This window comes from Streptomyces eurythermus (assembly GCF_014649115.1).
GTDB classification, from domain to species: domain Bacteria; phylum Actinomycetota; class Actinomycetes; order Streptomycetales; family Streptomycetaceae; genus Streptomyces; species Streptomyces eurythermus.
In genome coordinates this window covers 311,627-327,906 of the sequence record NZ_BMSK01000004.1, presented here as the reverse complement: position 1 = coordinate 327,906, position 16,280 = coordinate 311,627, and the positions used below count along the sequence as shown (strand labels likewise).

The 16,280-nt window shown below is 71.6% G+C and carries 13 protein-coding genes; 7 read left to right on the top strand and 6 right to left on the bottom strand.

Features of this window, described 5'->3' with window-relative positions; translation table 11 throughout:
* Positions 1-28: 28 nt before the first annotated feature.
* Positions 29-1,615, top strand: coding sequence for a Na+/H+ antiporter (locus tag IE251_RS09360; protein ID WP_189752432.1), 1,587 nt, complete (start codon positions 29-31; stop codon positions 1,613-1,615).
* Positions 1,616-1,622: 7 nt separating this feature from the next.
* Here IE251_RS09360 and IE251_RS09355 read toward each other — a convergent pair whose 3' ends face one another.
* Positions 1,623-2,729 carry a mechanosensitive ion channel family protein gene (locus IE251_RS09355; protein WP_189752431.1) on the bottom strand — a complete coding sequence of 369 codons (1,107 nt, stop codon included), beginning with the start codon at positions 2,727-2,729 and terminating at the stop codon, positions 1,623-1,625.
* Between the two features lie 107 nt (positions 2,730-2,836).
* Between IE251_RS09355 and IE251_RS09350 the strand changes: the two genes are divergently transcribed.
* A complete protein-coding gene (locus IE251_RS09350) occupies positions 2,837-3,409 on the top strand; it encodes a dienelactone hydrolase family protein (RefSeq protein WP_189752430.1) in 573 nt (190 codons plus the stop codon).
* Between the two features lie 4 nt (positions 3,410-3,413).
* Here IE251_RS09350 and IE251_RS09345 read toward each other — a convergent pair whose 3' ends face one another.
* The 4 genes from IE251_RS09345 to IE251_RS09330 all read right to left on the bottom strand — a co-directional run bounded on the left by IE251_RS09345 (position 3,414) and on the right by IE251_RS09330 (position 8,205).
* Positions 3,414-5,084 (bottom strand): alkaline phosphatase D family protein, encoded by a 1,671-nt coding sequence (locus IE251_RS09345; RefSeq protein WP_189752429.1) that lies wholly within the window; start codon positions 5,082-5,084, stop codon positions 3,414-3,416.
* 107 nt (positions 5,085-5,191) lie between these two features.
* Positions 5,192-6,004 carry a thioredoxin domain-containing protein gene (locus tag IE251_RS09340; protein ID WP_189752428.1) on the bottom strand — a complete coding sequence of 271 codons (813 nt, stop codon included), beginning with the start codon at positions 6,002-6,004 and terminating at the stop codon, positions 5,192-5,194.
* A 97-nt stretch (positions 6,005-6,101) separates the two neighbouring features.
* Positions 6,102-6,794 carry a hypothetical protein gene (locus tag IE251_RS09335; protein ID WP_189752427.1) on the bottom strand — a complete coding sequence of 231 codons (693 nt, stop codon included), beginning with the start codon at positions 6,792-6,794 and terminating at the stop codon, positions 6,102-6,104.
* 85 nt (positions 6,795-6,879) lie between these two features.
* On the bottom strand, positions 6,880-8,205 hold the full coding sequence (locus IE251_RS09330; RefSeq protein WP_189752426.1) for a DUF2252 domain-containing protein: 1,326 nt from the start codon (positions 8,203-8,205) through the stop codon (positions 6,880-6,882).
* A 211-nt stretch (positions 8,206-8,416) separates the two neighbouring features.
* On the opposite strand from IE251_RS09330, the gene dnaE reads away from it, so the two are divergent.
* Complete coding sequence (gene dnaE, locus IE251_RS09325) at positions 8,417-11,956, top strand: DNA polymerase III subunit alpha (RefSeq protein WP_189752425.1); 3,540 nt, start codon at positions 8,417-8,419, stop codon at positions 11,954-11,956.
* Positions 11,957-12,050: 94 nt separating this feature from the next.
* On the opposite strand, the gene IE251_RS09320 is transcribed toward dnaE, so the two are convergent.
* The gene (locus tag IE251_RS09320; protein WP_189752424.1) at positions 12,051-12,218 is read right to left on the bottom strand and encodes a hypothetical protein; all 168 of its coding nucleotides are present in this window, start codon (positions 12,216-12,218) and stop codon (positions 12,051-12,053) included.
* 223 nt (positions 12,219-12,441) lie between these two features.
* Here IE251_RS09320 and IE251_RS09315 point away from each other — a divergent pair, with 223 nt between their 5' ends.
* From IE251_RS09315 to IE251_RS09300, 4 genes are all read left to right on the top strand, one after another.
* A complete protein-coding gene (locus IE251_RS09315; RefSeq protein WP_189752423.1) occupies positions 12,442-13,662 on the top strand; it encodes an NYN domain-containing protein in 1,221 nt (406 codons plus the stop codon).
* A gap of 62 nt (positions 13,663-13,724) precedes the next feature.
* Positions 13,725-14,735 carry an ABC transporter ATP-binding protein gene (locus tag IE251_RS09310; protein WP_189752422.1) on the top strand — a complete coding sequence of 337 codons (1,011 nt, stop codon included), beginning with the start codon at positions 13,725-13,727 and terminating at the stop codon, positions 14,733-14,735.
* A 64-nt stretch (positions 14,736-14,799) separates the two neighbouring features.
* The gene (locus IE251_RS09305) at positions 14,800-15,621 is read left to right on the top strand and encodes an ABC transporter permease (RefSeq protein WP_189752421.1); all 822 of its coding nucleotides are present in this window, start codon (positions 14,800-14,802) and stop codon (positions 15,619-15,621) included.
* A 34-nt stretch (positions 15,622-15,655) separates the two neighbouring features.
* Positions 15,656-16,276: an AAA family ATPase gene (locus tag IE251_RS09300; RefSeq protein ID WP_189752420.1), complete on the top strand. Its 621-nt coding sequence runs from the start codon at positions 15,656-15,658 to the stop codon at positions 16,274-16,276.
* Positions 16,277-16,280: the final 4 nt, after the last annotated feature.

Below are 16,280 nucleotides of genomic sequence, written 5' to 3'. Positions count from 1 at the left end.
GTGATCGTCGACCCCCGGAGCGCCGTCCGTGGACCAGCTGGCTCTGTTGTTCGTACTGCTGCTCGGGGCCCTGGTGAGCGTCCCGGTAGGGGACCGGCTGGGGGTGCCGGCGCCGGTGCTGATGACCCTGTTCGGCGGGGTCCTGGCAGTGGCGGATTTCGTGCCCAATGTGGACATCCCGCCCGAGCTGATCCTGCCGGGGCTGCTGCCGCCCCTGCTCTACGCCGCCGTCCGCCGCACCTCCTGGCGGCAGTTCGCGGCCAATGTCCGGCCGATCTTCCTGCTGGCCGTCGCCCTGGTGTTCGTGACGATGGTCAGCGTGGCGTTCGTCGCCCACCAGATCGTGCCCGGTCTGCCGTTCGCCGCCGCCGTCGCGCTCGGCGCCCTGATCGCCCCGCCCGACCCGGTCGCCGCGACCAGCGTCGCCGGACAGCTGGGACTGCCGCGCCGGCTGGTGTCGATCCTGGAGGGCGAGGGGCTGTTCAACGACGTCACGGCCATCGTCCTGTACCACGTGGCGATCGCCGCCGCCGTGAGCGGCACCTTCTCGGCCTGGCAGGCCGGGCTGGACCTGGTGCTGTCCGCCGTCGTCGCGGTCGCCGTGGGACTGGCGCTGGGCTGGGGCGCGAACAAGCTGATGGACCTGCTGGGCGACCCGACGCTCCAGATCGGCATGACCCTGCTGGTGCCCTACGCCTCCTATGTGCTCGCCGAGCGGCTGCACGGCTCCGGGGTGCTCGCCGTGCTCACCACCGCCCTCTTCCTCGCCGAGTACGCCACCGACGCCGACGACGTGCTGACCAGGCTCGCCGGGCACACCTTCTGGGACATCATCGACACCCTCGTCACCGGAGTGGCCTTCGGGCTCATCGGACTGGAGCTGCACAACGCCATCCACACCGCCCAGGGCCGGTGGGGCGAGATGCTCGGCTGGGCGGCGGCCGTGGTGGGCGTGGTGGTCGTCGTACGGCTGCTGTGGCTGCTGCCGGCGACCTGGCTGACCAAACGGCTGCACGCCCGCCGGGACTACGACGAGGAGATCCCGGTGAGCTGGCGGGAGACAGTCGTGATGTGGTGGTCCGGGATGCGCGGGGTGGCCTCGGTGGCGCTGGCGCTGGCCGTGCCGCTGCGCACCGACGACGGCTCGCCCTTCCCCGACCGGGACGAGATCATCTTCATCGCGTTCGGAGTGATCGTCGTCACGCTGGTGGTGCAGGGGCTGACACTGCCCTGGCTGGTGCGCCGGCTCGGGGTGCGAGCCGACGCCGCGCGGGAGAAGGAGTTCGAGAAGGAGCTGGCGGTGCGGGCGGCCAAGGCGGCCAAGCGCCGGCTGCGGGAGATCGAGCAGGTCGAGGAGCTGCCCGAGGAGCTGTCCGAGCAGATGCTGCGGCGCGCCTTCGAGATCGGGATCCGGATCAGCCCGGACATGGGGGAGGAGGAGCGGCGCGAGGCCCAGGTCCAGCGGGTCAAGCGGATCAAACGGGTGCGGCGCATCCAGAACGAGATGCTCAGCGCCGCGCGGCACGAGGTGCTGGCCGCGCGGAGCGAGCCCGGCGCGGACCCGGAGATCGTGGACCGGGTGCTGCGCCATCTCGACGTCCGCAGCCTGCGGTGACGTCCGCTCAGCCGCGGCCGGTGCGCGGGAACTCGTAGGCCCTGCGGAAGGAGGTGCCGTCGGGGGAGGGGGCCTGGTGCGGCGGGAGGGCCGCGTCGGCGGTGTTGACCCGGGGCAGCGCGTAGGGGTGTTCCGCGGCCAGCCAGGTGATCATCTGCTCGCGGACCGTGACCCGGATCGTCCAGATGTCGTCCGCGTCCTTCGCCGTCACCAGGGCCCGCACCTGGATGGTGTTGGGTGTGCTGTCCGTCACCTGGAGGTTGTAGGCGCGGCCGTCCCAGGCCGGGCACGCGCGCAGGATGTCCCGCAGCTTCTCGCGCATCGCCTCCACCGGCGCGCTGTGGTCGAGATGCCAGTAGACGATCCCGGTCATCTGCGGGGTGCCCCGGGACCAGTTCTCGAACGGCTTGGAGGTGAAGTACGACACCGGCATGGTGATCCGGCGCTCGTCCCAGGTCCGGACCGTCAGAAAGGTCAGGGTGATCTCCTCGACCGTGCCCCACTCGCCGTCCACCACGACCGTGTCGCCGATGCGGACCATGTCGCCGAAGGCGATCTGCAGCCCGGCGAACATGTTGGACAGCGTGGACTGGGCGGCGACACCGGCCACGATGCCGAGGACACCGGCCGAGGCCAGCAGGGAGGCACCGGCCGCGCGCATCGCCGGGAACGTCAGCAGCATCGCCGCCACGGCGACCACCCCGACGATCGCCGACACCACCCGCATGATCAGCGTCACCTGGGTGCGCACCCGGCGGACCCGGGCCGGGTCGTGGTGGGCGCGCGCGTAACGGGTGTACGTCGTCTCGACTATGGCCGCCGCGATCCGGATCACCAGCCAGGCCGCCGCACCGATCAGCACCAGCGTCAGCGTCCGGCCGACGCCGGTGCGGTGCTCCGGGAACAGCCGGGCCTGGTCGTAGGAGCCTCTGAGCAGGGCGGCGCACAGCACGAGTTGATAGGGCACGCGGCCGCGCCGCAGCAGGTCCCACAGCGGGGTGTCGCCACGGCTTCCGTCGGCCTTGCGCAGCAGCAGGTCCGTGGCCCAGCCGACCAGCAGGGTCAGCGCCACGGCACCGCCGACGACGATCAGGGGGCGGAGTACGGTCTCCATGCCTCCGAACGTAACCGGCTTCGGCCGGTCATGAACATGTGTCTTCGGGACGCGCGTGGGTAGGGCCGTGATACGCCCCCGGTGCGCCCGGCTGGCACCATGGCCTCATGAACATCATGCTCTTTCACTCGACCTACGGGCTCAGGCCCGCGGTGCGCGAGGCCGCGGACCGGCTGCGCGCGGCGGGCCACGAGGTGTGGACGCCGGACCTCTTCGAGGGCCACACGTTCGACACCGTCGAGGCGGGCATGAAGTTCAACGAGGGGATCGGCAAGGAGGAGCTGCTGAAGCGGGCCGTGCTGGCGGCGGCGCCGTACTCCGAACGCGGGCTGGTGTACGCCGGGTTCTCGCTCGGCGCCTCCGTCGCCCAGACCCTCGCCCTCGGCGACGAGAAGGCGCGCGGGCTGCTGCTCCTGCACGGCACGTCCGACATCGCGCCGAACGCGCACGTGGACGGACTGCCGGTGCAGCTGCACGTGGCCGAACCCGACCCGTTCGAGCCGGACGACTGGCTGAGCGCCTGGTATCTGCAGATGGGCCGCACCGGCGCCGACGTGGAGGTCTACCGGTACGCCGGGGCCGGCCACCTGTACACCGACCCCGGGCTGCCGGACTACGACGCGGAGGCCGCCGAGGCCACCTGGCGGGTGGCGCTCGGCTTCCTCGAGACGCTCGGGTGAGGGATCACACCGGGTCGTAGGTCCGCTCGACCTTCTGGGTGCCGCTCAGGGTGCGGTACGAGCGCGCCCAGGTGGCGCGGGCGTCCGGGTCGGTGCGGTCGGACAGGACGTAGTAGTCCATCTGCGCCCGCTCGGCGGTGATGTCCAGCACGCCGTAGCCGTGCCGGTCCGTGTCGACCCAGTGGACGTGCCGGTTGGCGGCCTTGATGACCGGGGCGGCGACCGCGGAGACCGTGCCCTCGGGCACCTTGACGATGTCGTCCAGGTTGTCGGAGGTCACCGAGGTCACCACGAACTCGGTGGCCGCCGACGGCGACAGCGGGTAGGTGCCCGCGTCGACCGGCACGTCGTTGGCCCAGGCCATGTGGATGTCACCGGTCAGGAAGACGGTGTTCCTGATGGCGTTGGACCGCAGGTGGGCCAGGAGTTCGCGGCGGTCGTCGGTGTAGCCGTCCCACTGGTCGGTGTTGAGGGCGATGCCCTCCTGCGGCAGCCCCAGCAGCTTGGCGAGCGGCTTCAGCAGGTCGGCGGAGAGCGAGCCGATGGCGAACGGCGAGATCATCACCGAGTTGCCGACCAGCCGCCACTTCGTGTCGGAGGCCCGCAGGCCGGCCTTGAGCCAGTCCAGCTGGGCGCGGCCGGTGAGCGTGCGGTCCGGGTCGTCCACCGAGCCGCTCGCCGTGGACGCCTGCTGCGAGCGGAAGGAGCGCAGGTCCAGCAGGGAGAGATCGGCGAGCTTGCCGAAGCGCAGCCGCCGGTAGGTGGTGCCGGCGAGGGCCGGGCGGACCGGCATCCACTCGAAGTAGGCCTGTTTGGCGGCGGCCTGACGGGCCGCCCAGCTGCCCTCGGTGCCCTCGGTGTGGTTGACCGCGCCGCCCGGCCAGGCGTTGTCGGCGAACTCGTGGTCGTCCCAGATCGCGATGACCGGGGCCGTCAGATGCAGGGCCTGGAGGTCGGGGTCGGTCTTGTACTTCGCGTGCCGGGTCCGGTAGTCGGCGAGGGTGAGGATCTCGTTCGCCGGCGCGTGCGGGCGGACGACCTTGCCCCGGGCCGCGTACTCGCCGGACTTGTACTCGTAGATGTAGTCGCCGAGGTGCAGCCAGGCGTCCAGGTCGCCCCGGGCCGCGAGATGGCGGTAGGCGGCGAAGTACCCGGCCTCCCAGTTGGCGCACGAGACCACGCCGAAGCGCAGGGAGGAGACGTCCGCGTCCGCCGCCGGCGCGGTGCGGGTGCGCGCCACCGGGGAGTCGGCGCCGCCCGCGGAGAAGCGGAACCAGTAGTCCGTGGCCGGGGCGAGGCCCCGTACATCGGCCTTGACGGTGTGGTCGGAGGCGGCCGTGGCGGTGACGGAGCCCCGGGCGACGACGTCCGTCAGCGCCCGGTCGCGGGCGACGACCCAGGCGACCTCGGTGTCCGGGCCGAGCCCGGAGCCGGGTATGGCCTCCGGGACCGGGGTCACCCGGGTCCACAGCAGCACGCCGTCGGGCAGCGGGTCGCCGGAGGCGACGCCGTGCAGGAAGGCGGGGGCGCCGGTGGCGGCGCGGGCCGGCAGCGCGGCGGCCAGCGGGCCGGCCAGCACGGCGGACGCCGCCGCGGCCTTGACGACCGTACGGCGGCGGGGCGAGAGGGAGCCGGGGTCCTGTGCGGCCCCGGCTGATCTGTATCGACTGGTCACGACCGATCAGGTTACTGATCGGTATGCGCGAAGGCGGGCGAACTCCCGAAAGTTCGCCCGCAGTTCGGCGTGTCGTCGGCTCGGCCCTCGAGAGCCGCGTCGTCGGCTCAGCCCTTGAGGGCCGCCTCCAGCGCGGTGTCGAACTCCTCGACGGTCATCGGCGCGTTCTCGCCGTCGGCCCCCGTCAGGGCCTTGCCGTCCATCTTCAGGGTCGGGGTGCCCCGGATGCCGTCCTTGTCGAAGACCTTGGACTCCTCCAGCGCCCACCGGTCGAAGGTGCCGTCCTTGACGTCCTTCTGGAACTGCGCGTTGCCCTTCAGGGCGGGGACCGTGTCGGCGATCTCGATCAGGTAGGAGTCGTCCTTGAACTTGTCGTCCCGCTCCTCCGGGTGCCACTTCTTGGCGTACAGCGCGCTCTTGTACTCCAGGAACGCCTCCGGGCTGACGTTCAGCGCGGCGCCCAGCGCGCTTAGCGCGTTCTTGGAGCCCTCGCCGCCGAAGCCCTTGTCGAGGAAGGTGGCACCGACGAACTGGATCTTGTACTTGCCGGCGTCGAGGCCCTTCTTGACGGTCGGGCCGACCACCTGCTCGAAGGAGGCGCAGACCGGGCAGCGCGGGTCCTCGTACATCACCAGCGTCTTCTTGGCGCTGCTCTTGCCGACCAGGATGGTCGTGCCGTCCTTGCCCGTGGTGTTGGCCGGCGTGACCAGCTTGTCGTCCTTCACGGACTCCCAGTGGGCGGGCTTGTTGGCCTGGACGACGGCGTAGCCGATGCCGCCGGCCGCGGCCAGTACGGCGACGACCGAGCCGGCCACGATCAGCTGCCGCCTGACCTTGTCGCGCTTGGCCTGCCGCTCGCGCTCCTGACGCAGCCGCTCCCGGGCCGCCATCTTCGCGGCCTGGCTGTTCCGCTTGCTCATAGTGGTGATCTCCCTGGGGGACGCGCACATGTCGTGCGCGGTTCGTATGTGGGGGACAGATGTGCTCGGGTGCCGTCCGCCGCGCGGGAGCCGTGGCTCAGGCGAGGGCGGTCCGGCCGGGGCGGGAGCACGGCGGTCCACGCCGTCCCAGGGAGTGCGCGAGGAGCCGGTCCCGCGCGGTGGCCCGGCGCGGGGCCGGGCGGTGCGGCCCGCGGACCGGCAGCGGCCGTACGACGACCGCGGCCACCGCCAGCAGCAGCGGCCGGAAGGTGGTGGCGGCGACCGCGCGCACCAGCCGGGTCAGCGCCCGCTCGCCCCGGCGCAGCCAGGCCGCGGCGAGCAGGCCCACACCGACGTGCGCGGCCAGCAGCAGCCAGGCGGCGGCCGGGCCGGCGTGCGCGAACAGCTCGCCCGCCCGGTCGGAGCCGCCGGCCATGCGGGCCAGCGGAGAGCCCAGCCGGCCCTCGCACAGCACATCCAGGCCGACCGCGCGCAGCGGGCCCGCGACCGGGCCGCCCGCCCGCCCGTAACAGGCGTGCTGGCCGGTGGTGAACACCGTGTCGGCGGCCAGCTCCAGCGGGACCAGCAGGGCCGCGATCCGGCCGAAGCCGCGCTCGCGGCCCGCCAGCCCGTACGCGGTGACGAACACCCCGGCGGCGACCGCGGCCACGGTCGCCGCCGGCAGCGGGGCACGGGACAGCAGCACGTGCGACGCGGTGCCGAGCGTCACGACGAAGGCCGTGAACAGCGCCGCGCGCACGGCTCTGAGCTGGGTCCCGGATATGTCCATAGCGATTGGAGAGTGTGTCACGCCCGCGGGTAAGAGACCCCTAAAGGGTGCCTGTGAACAAAGGGTGCCGGGGAATCCGCGAAGATCACAGCCCCGGAATCCGGCCGTTGCGGAACAGGTCCACGAAGATCTGGTGATCGGCACGCGCGCGTGCGCCGTAGGCGTGCGCGAAGTCCACCAGCAGGGGCGCGAAGCCCTCCTCGTCGGCCGCGATCGCCGCGTCGATGGCCCGCTCGGTGGAGAACGGCACCAGGGACTCGCCGGAGGTGTCGTCCGCCGCCGCGTGCATGGTGGCGGTGGCCCGGCCCAGGTCGGCGACGACGGCCGCGATCTCCTCCGGGTCGTCGATGTCGCCCCAGTCCAGGTCCACCGCGTACGGCGAGACCTCCGCGACCAGCTGGCCCGCGCCGTCCAGCTCGGTCCAGCCCAGCCACGGGTCGGCGTGCGCCTGGAGGGCGCGCTGGGAGATCACCGTGCGGTGGCCCTCGTGCAGGAAGTACTCCGCGACGGCCGGATCCGTGATGTGCCGGGAGACGGCCGGGGTCTGCGCCTGCTTGATGTAGATCACCACATCGTTCTCCAGGGCGTCGCTGTGGCCCTCCAGGAGGATGTTGTACGACGGCAGGCCCGCCGAGCCGATGCCGATGCCCCGGCGGCCCACGACGTCCTTCACCCGGTAGGAGTCCGGGCGGGCCAGGGAGGAGTCCGGCAGGGTCTCCAGATAGCCGTCGAAGGCCGCCAGGACCTTGTAGCGGGTGGCCGCGTCCAGCTCGACGGAACCGCCGCCAGGGGCGAAGCGGCGCTCGAAGTCGCGGATCTCCGTCATCGACTCCAGCAGCCCGAACCGGGTCATCGCGCGGGCGTCACGCAGCGCGTCCAGCAGCGGACCCTGCGCGGTCTCCAGCGTGAACGGCGGCACCTCGTCCCGCTTGGCGCCCGTGGCCAGCGCGTGGATCCGCTCCCGGTACGCGTGCGCGTAGACCGTCACCAGCTCGGTGATCTGCGCGTCGCTGAGCGCCTTCGCGTACCCGATCAGCGCGACGGACGCCGCGAAGCGCTTCAGGTCCCAGGTGAAGGGGCCGACGTAGGCCTCGTCGAAGTCGTTGACGTTGAAGATCAGCCGGCCGTTCGAATCCATGTACGTGCCGAAGTTCTCCGCGTGCAGGTCGCCGTGGATCCACACGCGCGAGGTGCGCTCGTCCAGGTACGGACCGCCGCGCCTGTCGGTGTCCAGGTCGTGGTAGAAGAGGCACGCCGTGCCCCGGTAGAACGCGAAGGCCGAGGCCGCCATCTTCCGGAACTTCACCCGGAACGCGGCCGGGTCGGCGGCCAGGAGCCGGCCGAAGGCGGTGTCGAAGACGGCGAGGATCTCCTCGCCGCGCTGCTCCTCGTCGAGCTGGGGGACCGACATCGCGGGGTGCCTCCTGGTGCATGTGTACGACAGCGTTTCTGCCGTCTCCAACGCACGACGGTACGCGCAGGTGCCCGCCCGTCACCCGACCGCCACCCCCCCCATGGAGGCGCTTCGCGCCACCGGCTGTCAGTGGTGAGGCATAGACTTCGACGCTGACCCCAGAACCGTCCGCCAGACCGTCGCCGAGTGTTTCCCCGGAGGCTCAACCGTGTCGAAGCCGCCCTTCACGCACCTGCACGTCCACACCCAGTACTCGCTGCTGGACGGTGCCGCGCGGCTGAAGGACATGTTCAACGCCTGCAATGAGATGGGCATGACGCACATCGCCATGTCCGACCACGGCAACCTGCACGGCGCGTACGACTTCTTCCACTCCGCGAAAAAGGCCGGAATCACCCCGATCATCGGGATCGAGGCCTATGTCGCCCCCGAGTCCCGGCGCAACAAGCGCAAGATCCTCTGGGGCCAGCCGCACCAGAAGAGGGACGACATCTCCGGCTCCGGCGGCTACACGCACAAGACGATGTGGGCGGTGAACAAGACCGGCCTGCACAACCTCTTCCGGCTCTCCTCCGACGCCTACGCCGAGGGCTGGCTGCAGAAGTGGCCCCGGATGGACAAGGAGACCATCGCCAAGTGGTCCGAGGGCATCGTCGCCTCCACCGGCTGCCCCTCCGGCGAGGTGCAGACCCGGCTGCGCCTCGGCCACTTCGACGAGGCCCTGAAGGCCGCCGCCGAGTACCAGGACATCTTCGGCAAGGACAAGTACTTCCTGGAGCTGATGGACCACGGCATCGAGATCGAGCGCCGGGTCCGCGACGGCCTGCTGGAGATCGGCAAGAAGCTCGGCATCCCCCCGCTGGTCACCAACGACTCGCACTACACCTACGCGCACGAGGCCGGGGCCCACGACGCCCTGCTGTGCATCCAGACCGGCAAGAACCTCTCCGACCCCGACCGCTTCAAGTTCGACGGCACCGGCTACTACCTGAAGTCCACGGACGAGATGTACGCCATCGACTCCTCGGACGCCTGGCAGGAGGGCTGCGCCAACACGCTCCTCGTCGCCGAGATGGTGGACACCGCCGGCATGTTCGAGAAGCGCGACCTCATGCCCAAGTTCGACATCCCCGAGGGCTACACCGAGGTCACCTGGTTCAAGGAGGAGGTCCGCCGCGGCATGGAGCGCCGCTTCCCGGGCGGCATCCCCGAGGACCGCCAGAAGCAGGCCGAGTACGAGATGGACACGATCATCTCGATGGGCTTCCCGGGCTACTTCCTCGTGGTCGCCGACTTCATCATGTGGGCCAAGAAGCAGGGCATCGCGGTCGGCCCCGGCCGAGGCTCCGCGGCCGGCTCGATCGTCGCCTACGCCCTCGGCATCACCGACCTCGACCCGATCCCGCACGGCCTGATCTTCGAGCGGTTCCTCAACCCCGAGCGCATCTCGATGCCCGATGTCGACATCGACTTCGACGAGCGCCGGCGCGTCGAGGTGATCCGGTACGTGACCGAGAAGTACGGCGCCGACAAGGTCGCCATGATCGGCACCTACGGCACCATCAAGGCCAAGAACGCGATCAAGGACTCCGCGCGCGTGCTGGGCTACCCGTACGCGATGGGCGACCGCATCACCAAGGCCATGCCCGCCGACGTCCTCGGCAAGGGCATCCCGCTGTCCGGCATCACCGACCCCAGTCACCCGCGCTACAGCGAGGCCGGCGAGGTCCGCTCGATGTACGAGAACGAGCCGGACGTGAAGAAGGTCATCGACACCGCGCGGGGTGTGGAGGGCCTGGTGCGGCAGATGGGCGTGCACGCCGCCGGCGTGATCATGTCCAGCGAGACCATCACCGAGCACGTCCCGGTGTGGGTGAGGCACACCGACGGCGTGACCATCACGCAGTGGGACTACCCGAGCTGTGAGTCGCTCGGCCTGCTGAAGATGGACTTCCTGGGCCTGCGCAACCTCACGATCATGGACGACGCGGTCAAGATGGTGAAGGCCAACAAGGGCCTCGACATCGACCTGCTCTCCCTGCCGCTGGACGACCCCACGACCTTCGAGCTGCTCCAGCGCGGCGACACCCTCGGCGTCTTCCAGTTCGACGGCGGCCCCATGCGGTCCCTGCTGCGGCTGATGAAGCCGGACAACTTCGAGGACATCTCCGCCGTGTCGGCCCTGTACCGGCCGGGCCCGATGGGCATGAACTCGCACACGAACTACGCGCTGCGCAAGAACGGGCAGCAGGAGATCACGCCGATCCACCCCGAGCTGGAGGAGCCGCTCAAGGAGGTCCTGGACGTCACCTACGGCCTGATCGTCTACCAGGAGCAGGTGCAGAAGGCCGCCCAGATCATCGCCGGCTACTCGCTCGGCGAGGCCGACATCCTCCGCCGTGTGATGGGCAAGAAGAAGCCGGAGGAACTGGAGAAGAACTTCGTCATCTTCCAGGCCGGCGCCCGCAAGAACGGCTACAGCGACGAGGCCATCCAGGCGCTGTGGGACGTGCTGGTCCCGTTCGCCGGCTACGCCTTCAACAAGGCCCACTCGGCCGCGTACGGCCTGGTGTCGTACTGGACGGCGTACCTGAAGGCGAACCACCCCGCCGAGTACATGGCCGCCCTGCTCACGTCCGTCAAGGACGACAAGGACAAGTCGGCGGTCTATCTGAACGAGTGCCGCCGCATGGGCATCCGGGTGCTCCCGCCGAACGTCAACGAGTCGGAGGCGAACTTCGCGGCCCAGGGCGACGACGTGATCCTCTTCGGCCTGTCCGCCGTCCGCAACGTCGGCACCAACGTCGTCGAGTCGATCATCAAGTGCCGCAAGGCGAAGGGGAAGTACACCTCCTTCCCCGACTACCTCGACAAGGTCGAGGCGGTGGTCTGCAACAAGCGCACCACCGAATCGCTGATCAAGGCCGGCGCCTTCGACTCCATGGGCCACACCCGCAAGGGGCTCATGGCCCAGTACGAGCCGATGATCGACAACGTGGTCGCGGTCAAGCGCAAGGAGGCCGAGGGCCAGTTCGACCTCTTCGGCGGGATGGGCGAGGAGACCAGCAGCGAGCCCGGCTTCGGACTCGACGTGGAGTTCTCCACCGACGAGTGGGACAAGACCTATCTGCTCGCCCAGGAGCGGGAGATGCTCGGTCTGTACGTCTCCGACCACCCCCTCTTCGGTCTGGAGCACGTCCTCGCCGACAAGGCCGACGCGGGCATCTCCCAGCTCACCGGCGGCGAGCACGCCGACGGCGCGGTGGTCACCATCGGCGGCATCATCTCCGGCCTCCAGCGCAAGATGACCAAGCAGGGCAACGCCTGGGCCATCGCCACCGTGGAGGACCTCGCGGGCTCCATCGAGTGCATGTTCTTCCCGGCCACCTACCAGCTGGTGTCGACCCAACTCGTCGAGGACGCCGTGGTGTTCGTCAAGGGTCGGCTCGACAAGCGGGAGGACGTGCCGCGGCTGGTCGCGATGGAGCTCCAGGTCCCGGACCTGTCCAACGCGGGCACCAACGCGCCGGTGATCCTCACCATCCCGGCCACGCGGGTCACCCCGCCGATGGTCAGCCGCCTCGGCGAGATCCTCAGCCACCACAAGGGCGACAGCGAGGTGCGCATCAGGCTCCAGGGCCCGCGCAAGACCACCGTGCTGCGCCTGGACCGGCACCGGGTCAAGCCCGACCCGGCCCTGTTCGGCGATCTGAAGGTGCTGCTCGGCCCGTCCTGCCTGGCGGGCTGAGGCCGGCGCCGCGAGAGCGGTGGGGGAGGGGCAGGAAAAGGGGCGCACCCGGCACGGGTGCGCCCCTCATATGTGCCCGGGCTTCAACTGCCCTTTAGTTGTGGCCGAAGCTCTTCTGCTTCTTGCGCGCGCCCTCCGTCGGGCCGCCCTGGATGTGGGACACCGGCGAATCGTGCTCCTCCGCCGGGGGCCGCTGCGCGTGCTCGCTCTGCTGCGCGCGGTTCTTCGGACCGGCCGGCTTGCGGTTCTTGTTCTTGGCCATGGTGATGCCTCCTGTGGGGGATCTAGGGGCCAGGGCCGGGACCAGATTCACATAACCTGACATCAGGCGCATGTCGGATAATTACCGTGTGTGACAGGGCAGCTGGGCGGACGAGAACCGGAAACGCCACGCCGAAGATCGAGTTCGGGCCGTTAAGCTCCGCGCGGTCGGGCAGACTCGAAGCAAGTCCGAAGCAAAGCCTCCCGGGAAGAGGGTGAGTCGCGTGGACCGCTGCATCGTCCTGGTGGACGCCGGGTACCTGCTGGGTGCCGCCGCCAGCCTCCTCGCGGGCGAGCCCTCGCGGTCCCGGATCACCGTCGACCACGCCGCGCTGATCCAGGCCCTGCGCGAACGCGCGGAGTCCGACACCGAGCGCCCGCTGCTGCGCATCTACTGGTTCGACGGCGCCCCCGACCGGGTTCCCCAGCCCGAGCACCGCCGGCTGCGCGTGATGCCCCGGGTCACCGTCCGGCTGGGCGCCCTGACCCGCAGCGACGGACGCTGGGCCCAGAAGGGCGTGGACGCCGCCATGCACGCCGAACTGACCGAACTGGCCCGCAACCGCGCCTGTTCCGACGTCGTCCTGGTCACCGGCGACGGCGATCTGCTGCCCGGCATGATGGCGGCCAAGGAGCACGGCGTCGCCGTCCACCTGTGGGCCGTGCAGGCCGCCGACGGCGACTACAACCAGTCCGAGGACCTGGTCGCCGAGGCCGACGAGCGGCGGGTGCTGGACCGTGCCTGGATCACCCAGGCCGTCCGCGCCAAGGAGCTGACCGGCGTCTGCCCCCCGCCGCCCGCGCCCCGCCCCGAGATCGCCGCGATCCTCTCCGCCCCCCTGCCCGAGTCCGCGCTCACCACGGCCGAACGGCCCGCCGAACAGCCCGCGCACCCCCCGGCCGCCACGGCGGCGTCGAACGGCGCGCCCGAGCGGGTCCCCGCCGCCAAGGGCGTTCCCACCCCCAAGGACCTGGCCGCGCTGCGCGCACCCGGCACCCCGTCCGTGCAGCACCCGGCCACCGCGACCCTGCGCTGGTCCTCCGACAAGGGCTGGGTCGAGCGGCCGGGCGTGGCCGCCGAGCCCCCCGAGGCCGCCTCCCTGCCGACGCTGGCCCAGCTGACCACCGCCGAACAGCGCTGGGCCGACCGGGAGGAGGACATCACCACCGTCGGCGGCGACCCGTACGAGGTGGGGCAGGTCTTCGCCCGCCGCTGGATCTCCCGGCTCGGCGACCAGGGCCACTTGCAGCGGCTGTCGCAGATGTACCCGCGCATCCCGCACCGTATCGACGGCGAGCTGCTGCGCTACGCGGCCCGCTTCGGGCTGCTCGCGCACAAGGACGACCAGATCGACGAACACGACCGTTACGCCATCCGGGCGGGGTTCTGGCGCGAGTTCGACATCCCGGCGGCGGCGGAACAGCACACGCCCGCCGCCGACTGAATCCCCGTAGCCGCCCCCAAAGGCGAGTAAAGCGCCCGGACCCCGTAGTCTCGTCCCTTGTGATGACGCGCGCGGGACAGGCACTCGGGTACGACGAGGTCGTACGCGTGCGCGGGCTCAGCAAGACCTACCCGGCGATCCGGGGCCGGCGGGGCACGCCGGGCACCCCCGAGGTACGGGCCACCGACGGGGTGGAACTGGACGTGCGGCGCGGCGAGGTGTTCGGGCTGCTCGGCCCGAACGGCGCCGGCAAGTCCACCCTGGTGCGGCAGCTCACCGGGCTGCTGCGGCCGGACGCGGGCAGCGTCGAGATCCTCGGCCACGACATCGTCCGGCACCCCGAGCGGGCGGCCCGGATCCTCGCCTACCTCGGCCAGGAGTCCAGCGCCCTGGACGAGCTGACCGTCTCCCTCGCCGTCGAGACCACCGGACGCCTGCGCGGCCTGGACGTACGGCGGGCCCGGGCCGAACGGGACGCCGTGCTGGAGGAGCTGGGGCTGACCCCGATCGCCGGCCGGGCGCTGAAGAAGCTGTCCGGCGGGCAGCGGCGGCTCGCCTGCTTCGCCGCCGCGCTGGTGGGCCGGCGCCCGCTGCTCGTGCTGGACGAACCGACCACCGGCATGGACCCGGTGGCCCGGCGCGCGGTGTGGGCGGCCGTGGACCGGCGGCGGGCCGAGGACGGCACGACCGTGCTGCTGGTCACCCACAACGTGATCGAGGCCGAGACGGTGCTGGACCGGGTCGCCGTGCTCGACCAGGGCCGGGTCATCGCCTGCGACACCCCCGCCGGGCTCAAGGCGCGGGTGGCCGGCGAGGTGCGGGTGGAGCTGGTGTGGCGGGAGCGGGCGCCGCTGGAGGTGCCCGAGGTGGCCGTGCTGCGCGAGCGGGCGGCGCGGTCCGGCCGGCGCTGGACGCTGCGGCTCGCGCCCGAGGAGGCCCGCGCCGTCGTCGCCACGGTGACCGGCGGGGCCGCCTTCGCCGCCCTGGACGACTTCACGCTCGCCACGCCCAGCCTGGAGGACGTCTATCTGGCGCTGGGCGGCGAGGCCCGGCAGGGACTGGTGAGGGCGTGAACGAGCGGGCCCCGCAGCACGTAAGGGTCTGTGCCGCCGCCGGAGCGAAGAGGAGCAGCTCGTCGTGAGTGTCGTACCCGCCGAGGTTCTGCCCGGCGGCTCCCGGGCCGTGCCGGAGACGGCGTCCGGCCCGGCCGAGCTCGGGCCGCGTGCGCGGCTGTGGCCGTCGCTGGCGGCCGTCTACCGGGCACAGCTGTCCCGGGCCCGGGTGGCGCGGATCCCGCTGCTGTTCGTGGCGACCTTCCAGTCCATCGGCATCGCCGTGATGATGCGCGGTGTGGTCGAGGGCGGCGACGAGGCCCAGTCCGTGGTGGCCGGCTCGTCGGTGCTGGTCGTCGCCTACGTGGCGCTGAACCTGCTCTCGCAGTACTTCGGTCAGCTGCGGGCCAGCGGCGGGCTCGACCACTACGCCACCCTGCCGGTGCCGCCGGCCGCGGTGGTGCTGGGTGCGGCGGCGGCCTACGCCTCCTTCACCGTGCCGGGCACCCTGGTCACCGCCGTCTTCGGCTGTGTGCTCTTCGGGCTGCCGCTGACCAACCTGTGGGTCCTGCTGGCCGTCGTCCCGCTCGCCGGGGCCGCGCTCGCCGGGCTCGGCGCCGCGTGCGGGCTGCTCGCGCCGCGGCCGGAGCTGGCCACGCTGCTCGGCCAGCTGGGCATGTCGGCGGCGCTGCTGCTGGGCGTGCTGCCGGCCGGGCGGATGCCGGAGGTGATCCGGCTGGCCCGCGATCTGCTGCCCTCCACCTACGGCGTGGAGGCGTACGCCCGGACCTTCGGGCCGCACCCGGACTGGGCCCTCGTCCTCGCTGACCTGGGCGTGTGCGCGGGCGTCGGCGTCGTCTCGCTGGCCGTGGCGACCCGGGCCTACCGCAGGGCCGCCGTCCGGTGACGCGGCGCACGGCGCGACCTGGCACGATGGCAGGGTGACCGCACCGTTGACTCCGCCACCGCACGACGACTCCGCGCACCAGGTCCGGCAGGGGCCGCCGCCCGCCGAGGCGCTCGCCGGGCATGCGCCGGAACAGGACGGACCCGGGCTGCGGACGGAGCTGCGGGAGGCCGCAGTGATCACGGTGGTACTGGCGCTCGGCGGGGTGCTGCTGGGTCTGCTGTGGTGGTGGCTGGCGCCGCACGTGCCGCTGGTCGGCGACGTGCTGGACAAGAGCTGGGTCGTCTACCTGAAGGACAGCGAGGGGGAGCAGGCCGTCGGGGTCGACGGAACGTTCACTCTGCTGGGGCTCGGCTTCGGACTCGTCAGCGCGCTCGTCGTCTTCCTGCTGCGCCGGCACGGCGGGGCGCCCCTGGTGGTCGCGCTCGGGCTCGGGGGCCTGCTCGGGTCCCTGCTGGCCTGGCGCCTCGGTGTCTGGCTGGGCCCCGACCCGGACGTGCTCGCGCATGCCCAGGCCGTGGGCAAGGGCGTGACGTTCTCCGCGCCGCTGAAGCTGTCGGCCAAGGGCGCGCTGCTGGCCTGGCCGCTCGCCGCGCTCCTGGCCCACCTCGGCCTGACCGCCCTGTTCGGCCCCCGCGACCCCGAGACGCCGTAGCGAC

Excerpts from the sequence above, each read along its gene's own strand:
- IE251_RS09320 (WP_189752424.1), bottom strand. The coding sequence starts at position 12,218 with ATGGCCAAGAACAAGAACCGCAAGCCGGCCGGTCCGAAGAACCGCGCG.
- IE251_RS09355 (WP_189752431.1), bottom strand. The coding sequence starts at position 2,729 with ATGGAGACCGTACTCCGCCCCCTGATCGTCGTCGGCGGTGCCGTGGCG.
- IE251_RS09330 (WP_189752426.1), bottom strand. The coding sequence starts at position 8,205 with ATGTCGGTCCCCCAGCTCGACGAGGAGCAGCGCGGCGAGGAGATCCTC.
- IE251_RS09310 (WP_189752422.1), top strand. The coding sequence starts at position 13,725 with ATGACGCGCGCGGGACAGGCACTCGGGTACGACGAGGTCGTACGCGTG.
- IE251_RS09350 (WP_189752430.1), top strand. The coding sequence starts at position 2,837 with ATGAACATCATGCTCTTTCACTCGACCTACGGGCTCAGGCCCGCGGTG.
- IE251_RS09335 (WP_189752427.1), bottom strand. The coding sequence starts at position 6,794 with ATGGACATATCCGGGACCCAGCTCAGAGCCGTGCGCGCGGCGCTGTTC.
- IE251_RS09340 (WP_189752428.1), bottom strand. The coding sequence starts at position 6,004 with ATGAGCAAGCGGAACAGCCAGGCCGCGAAGATGGCGGCCCGGGAGCGG.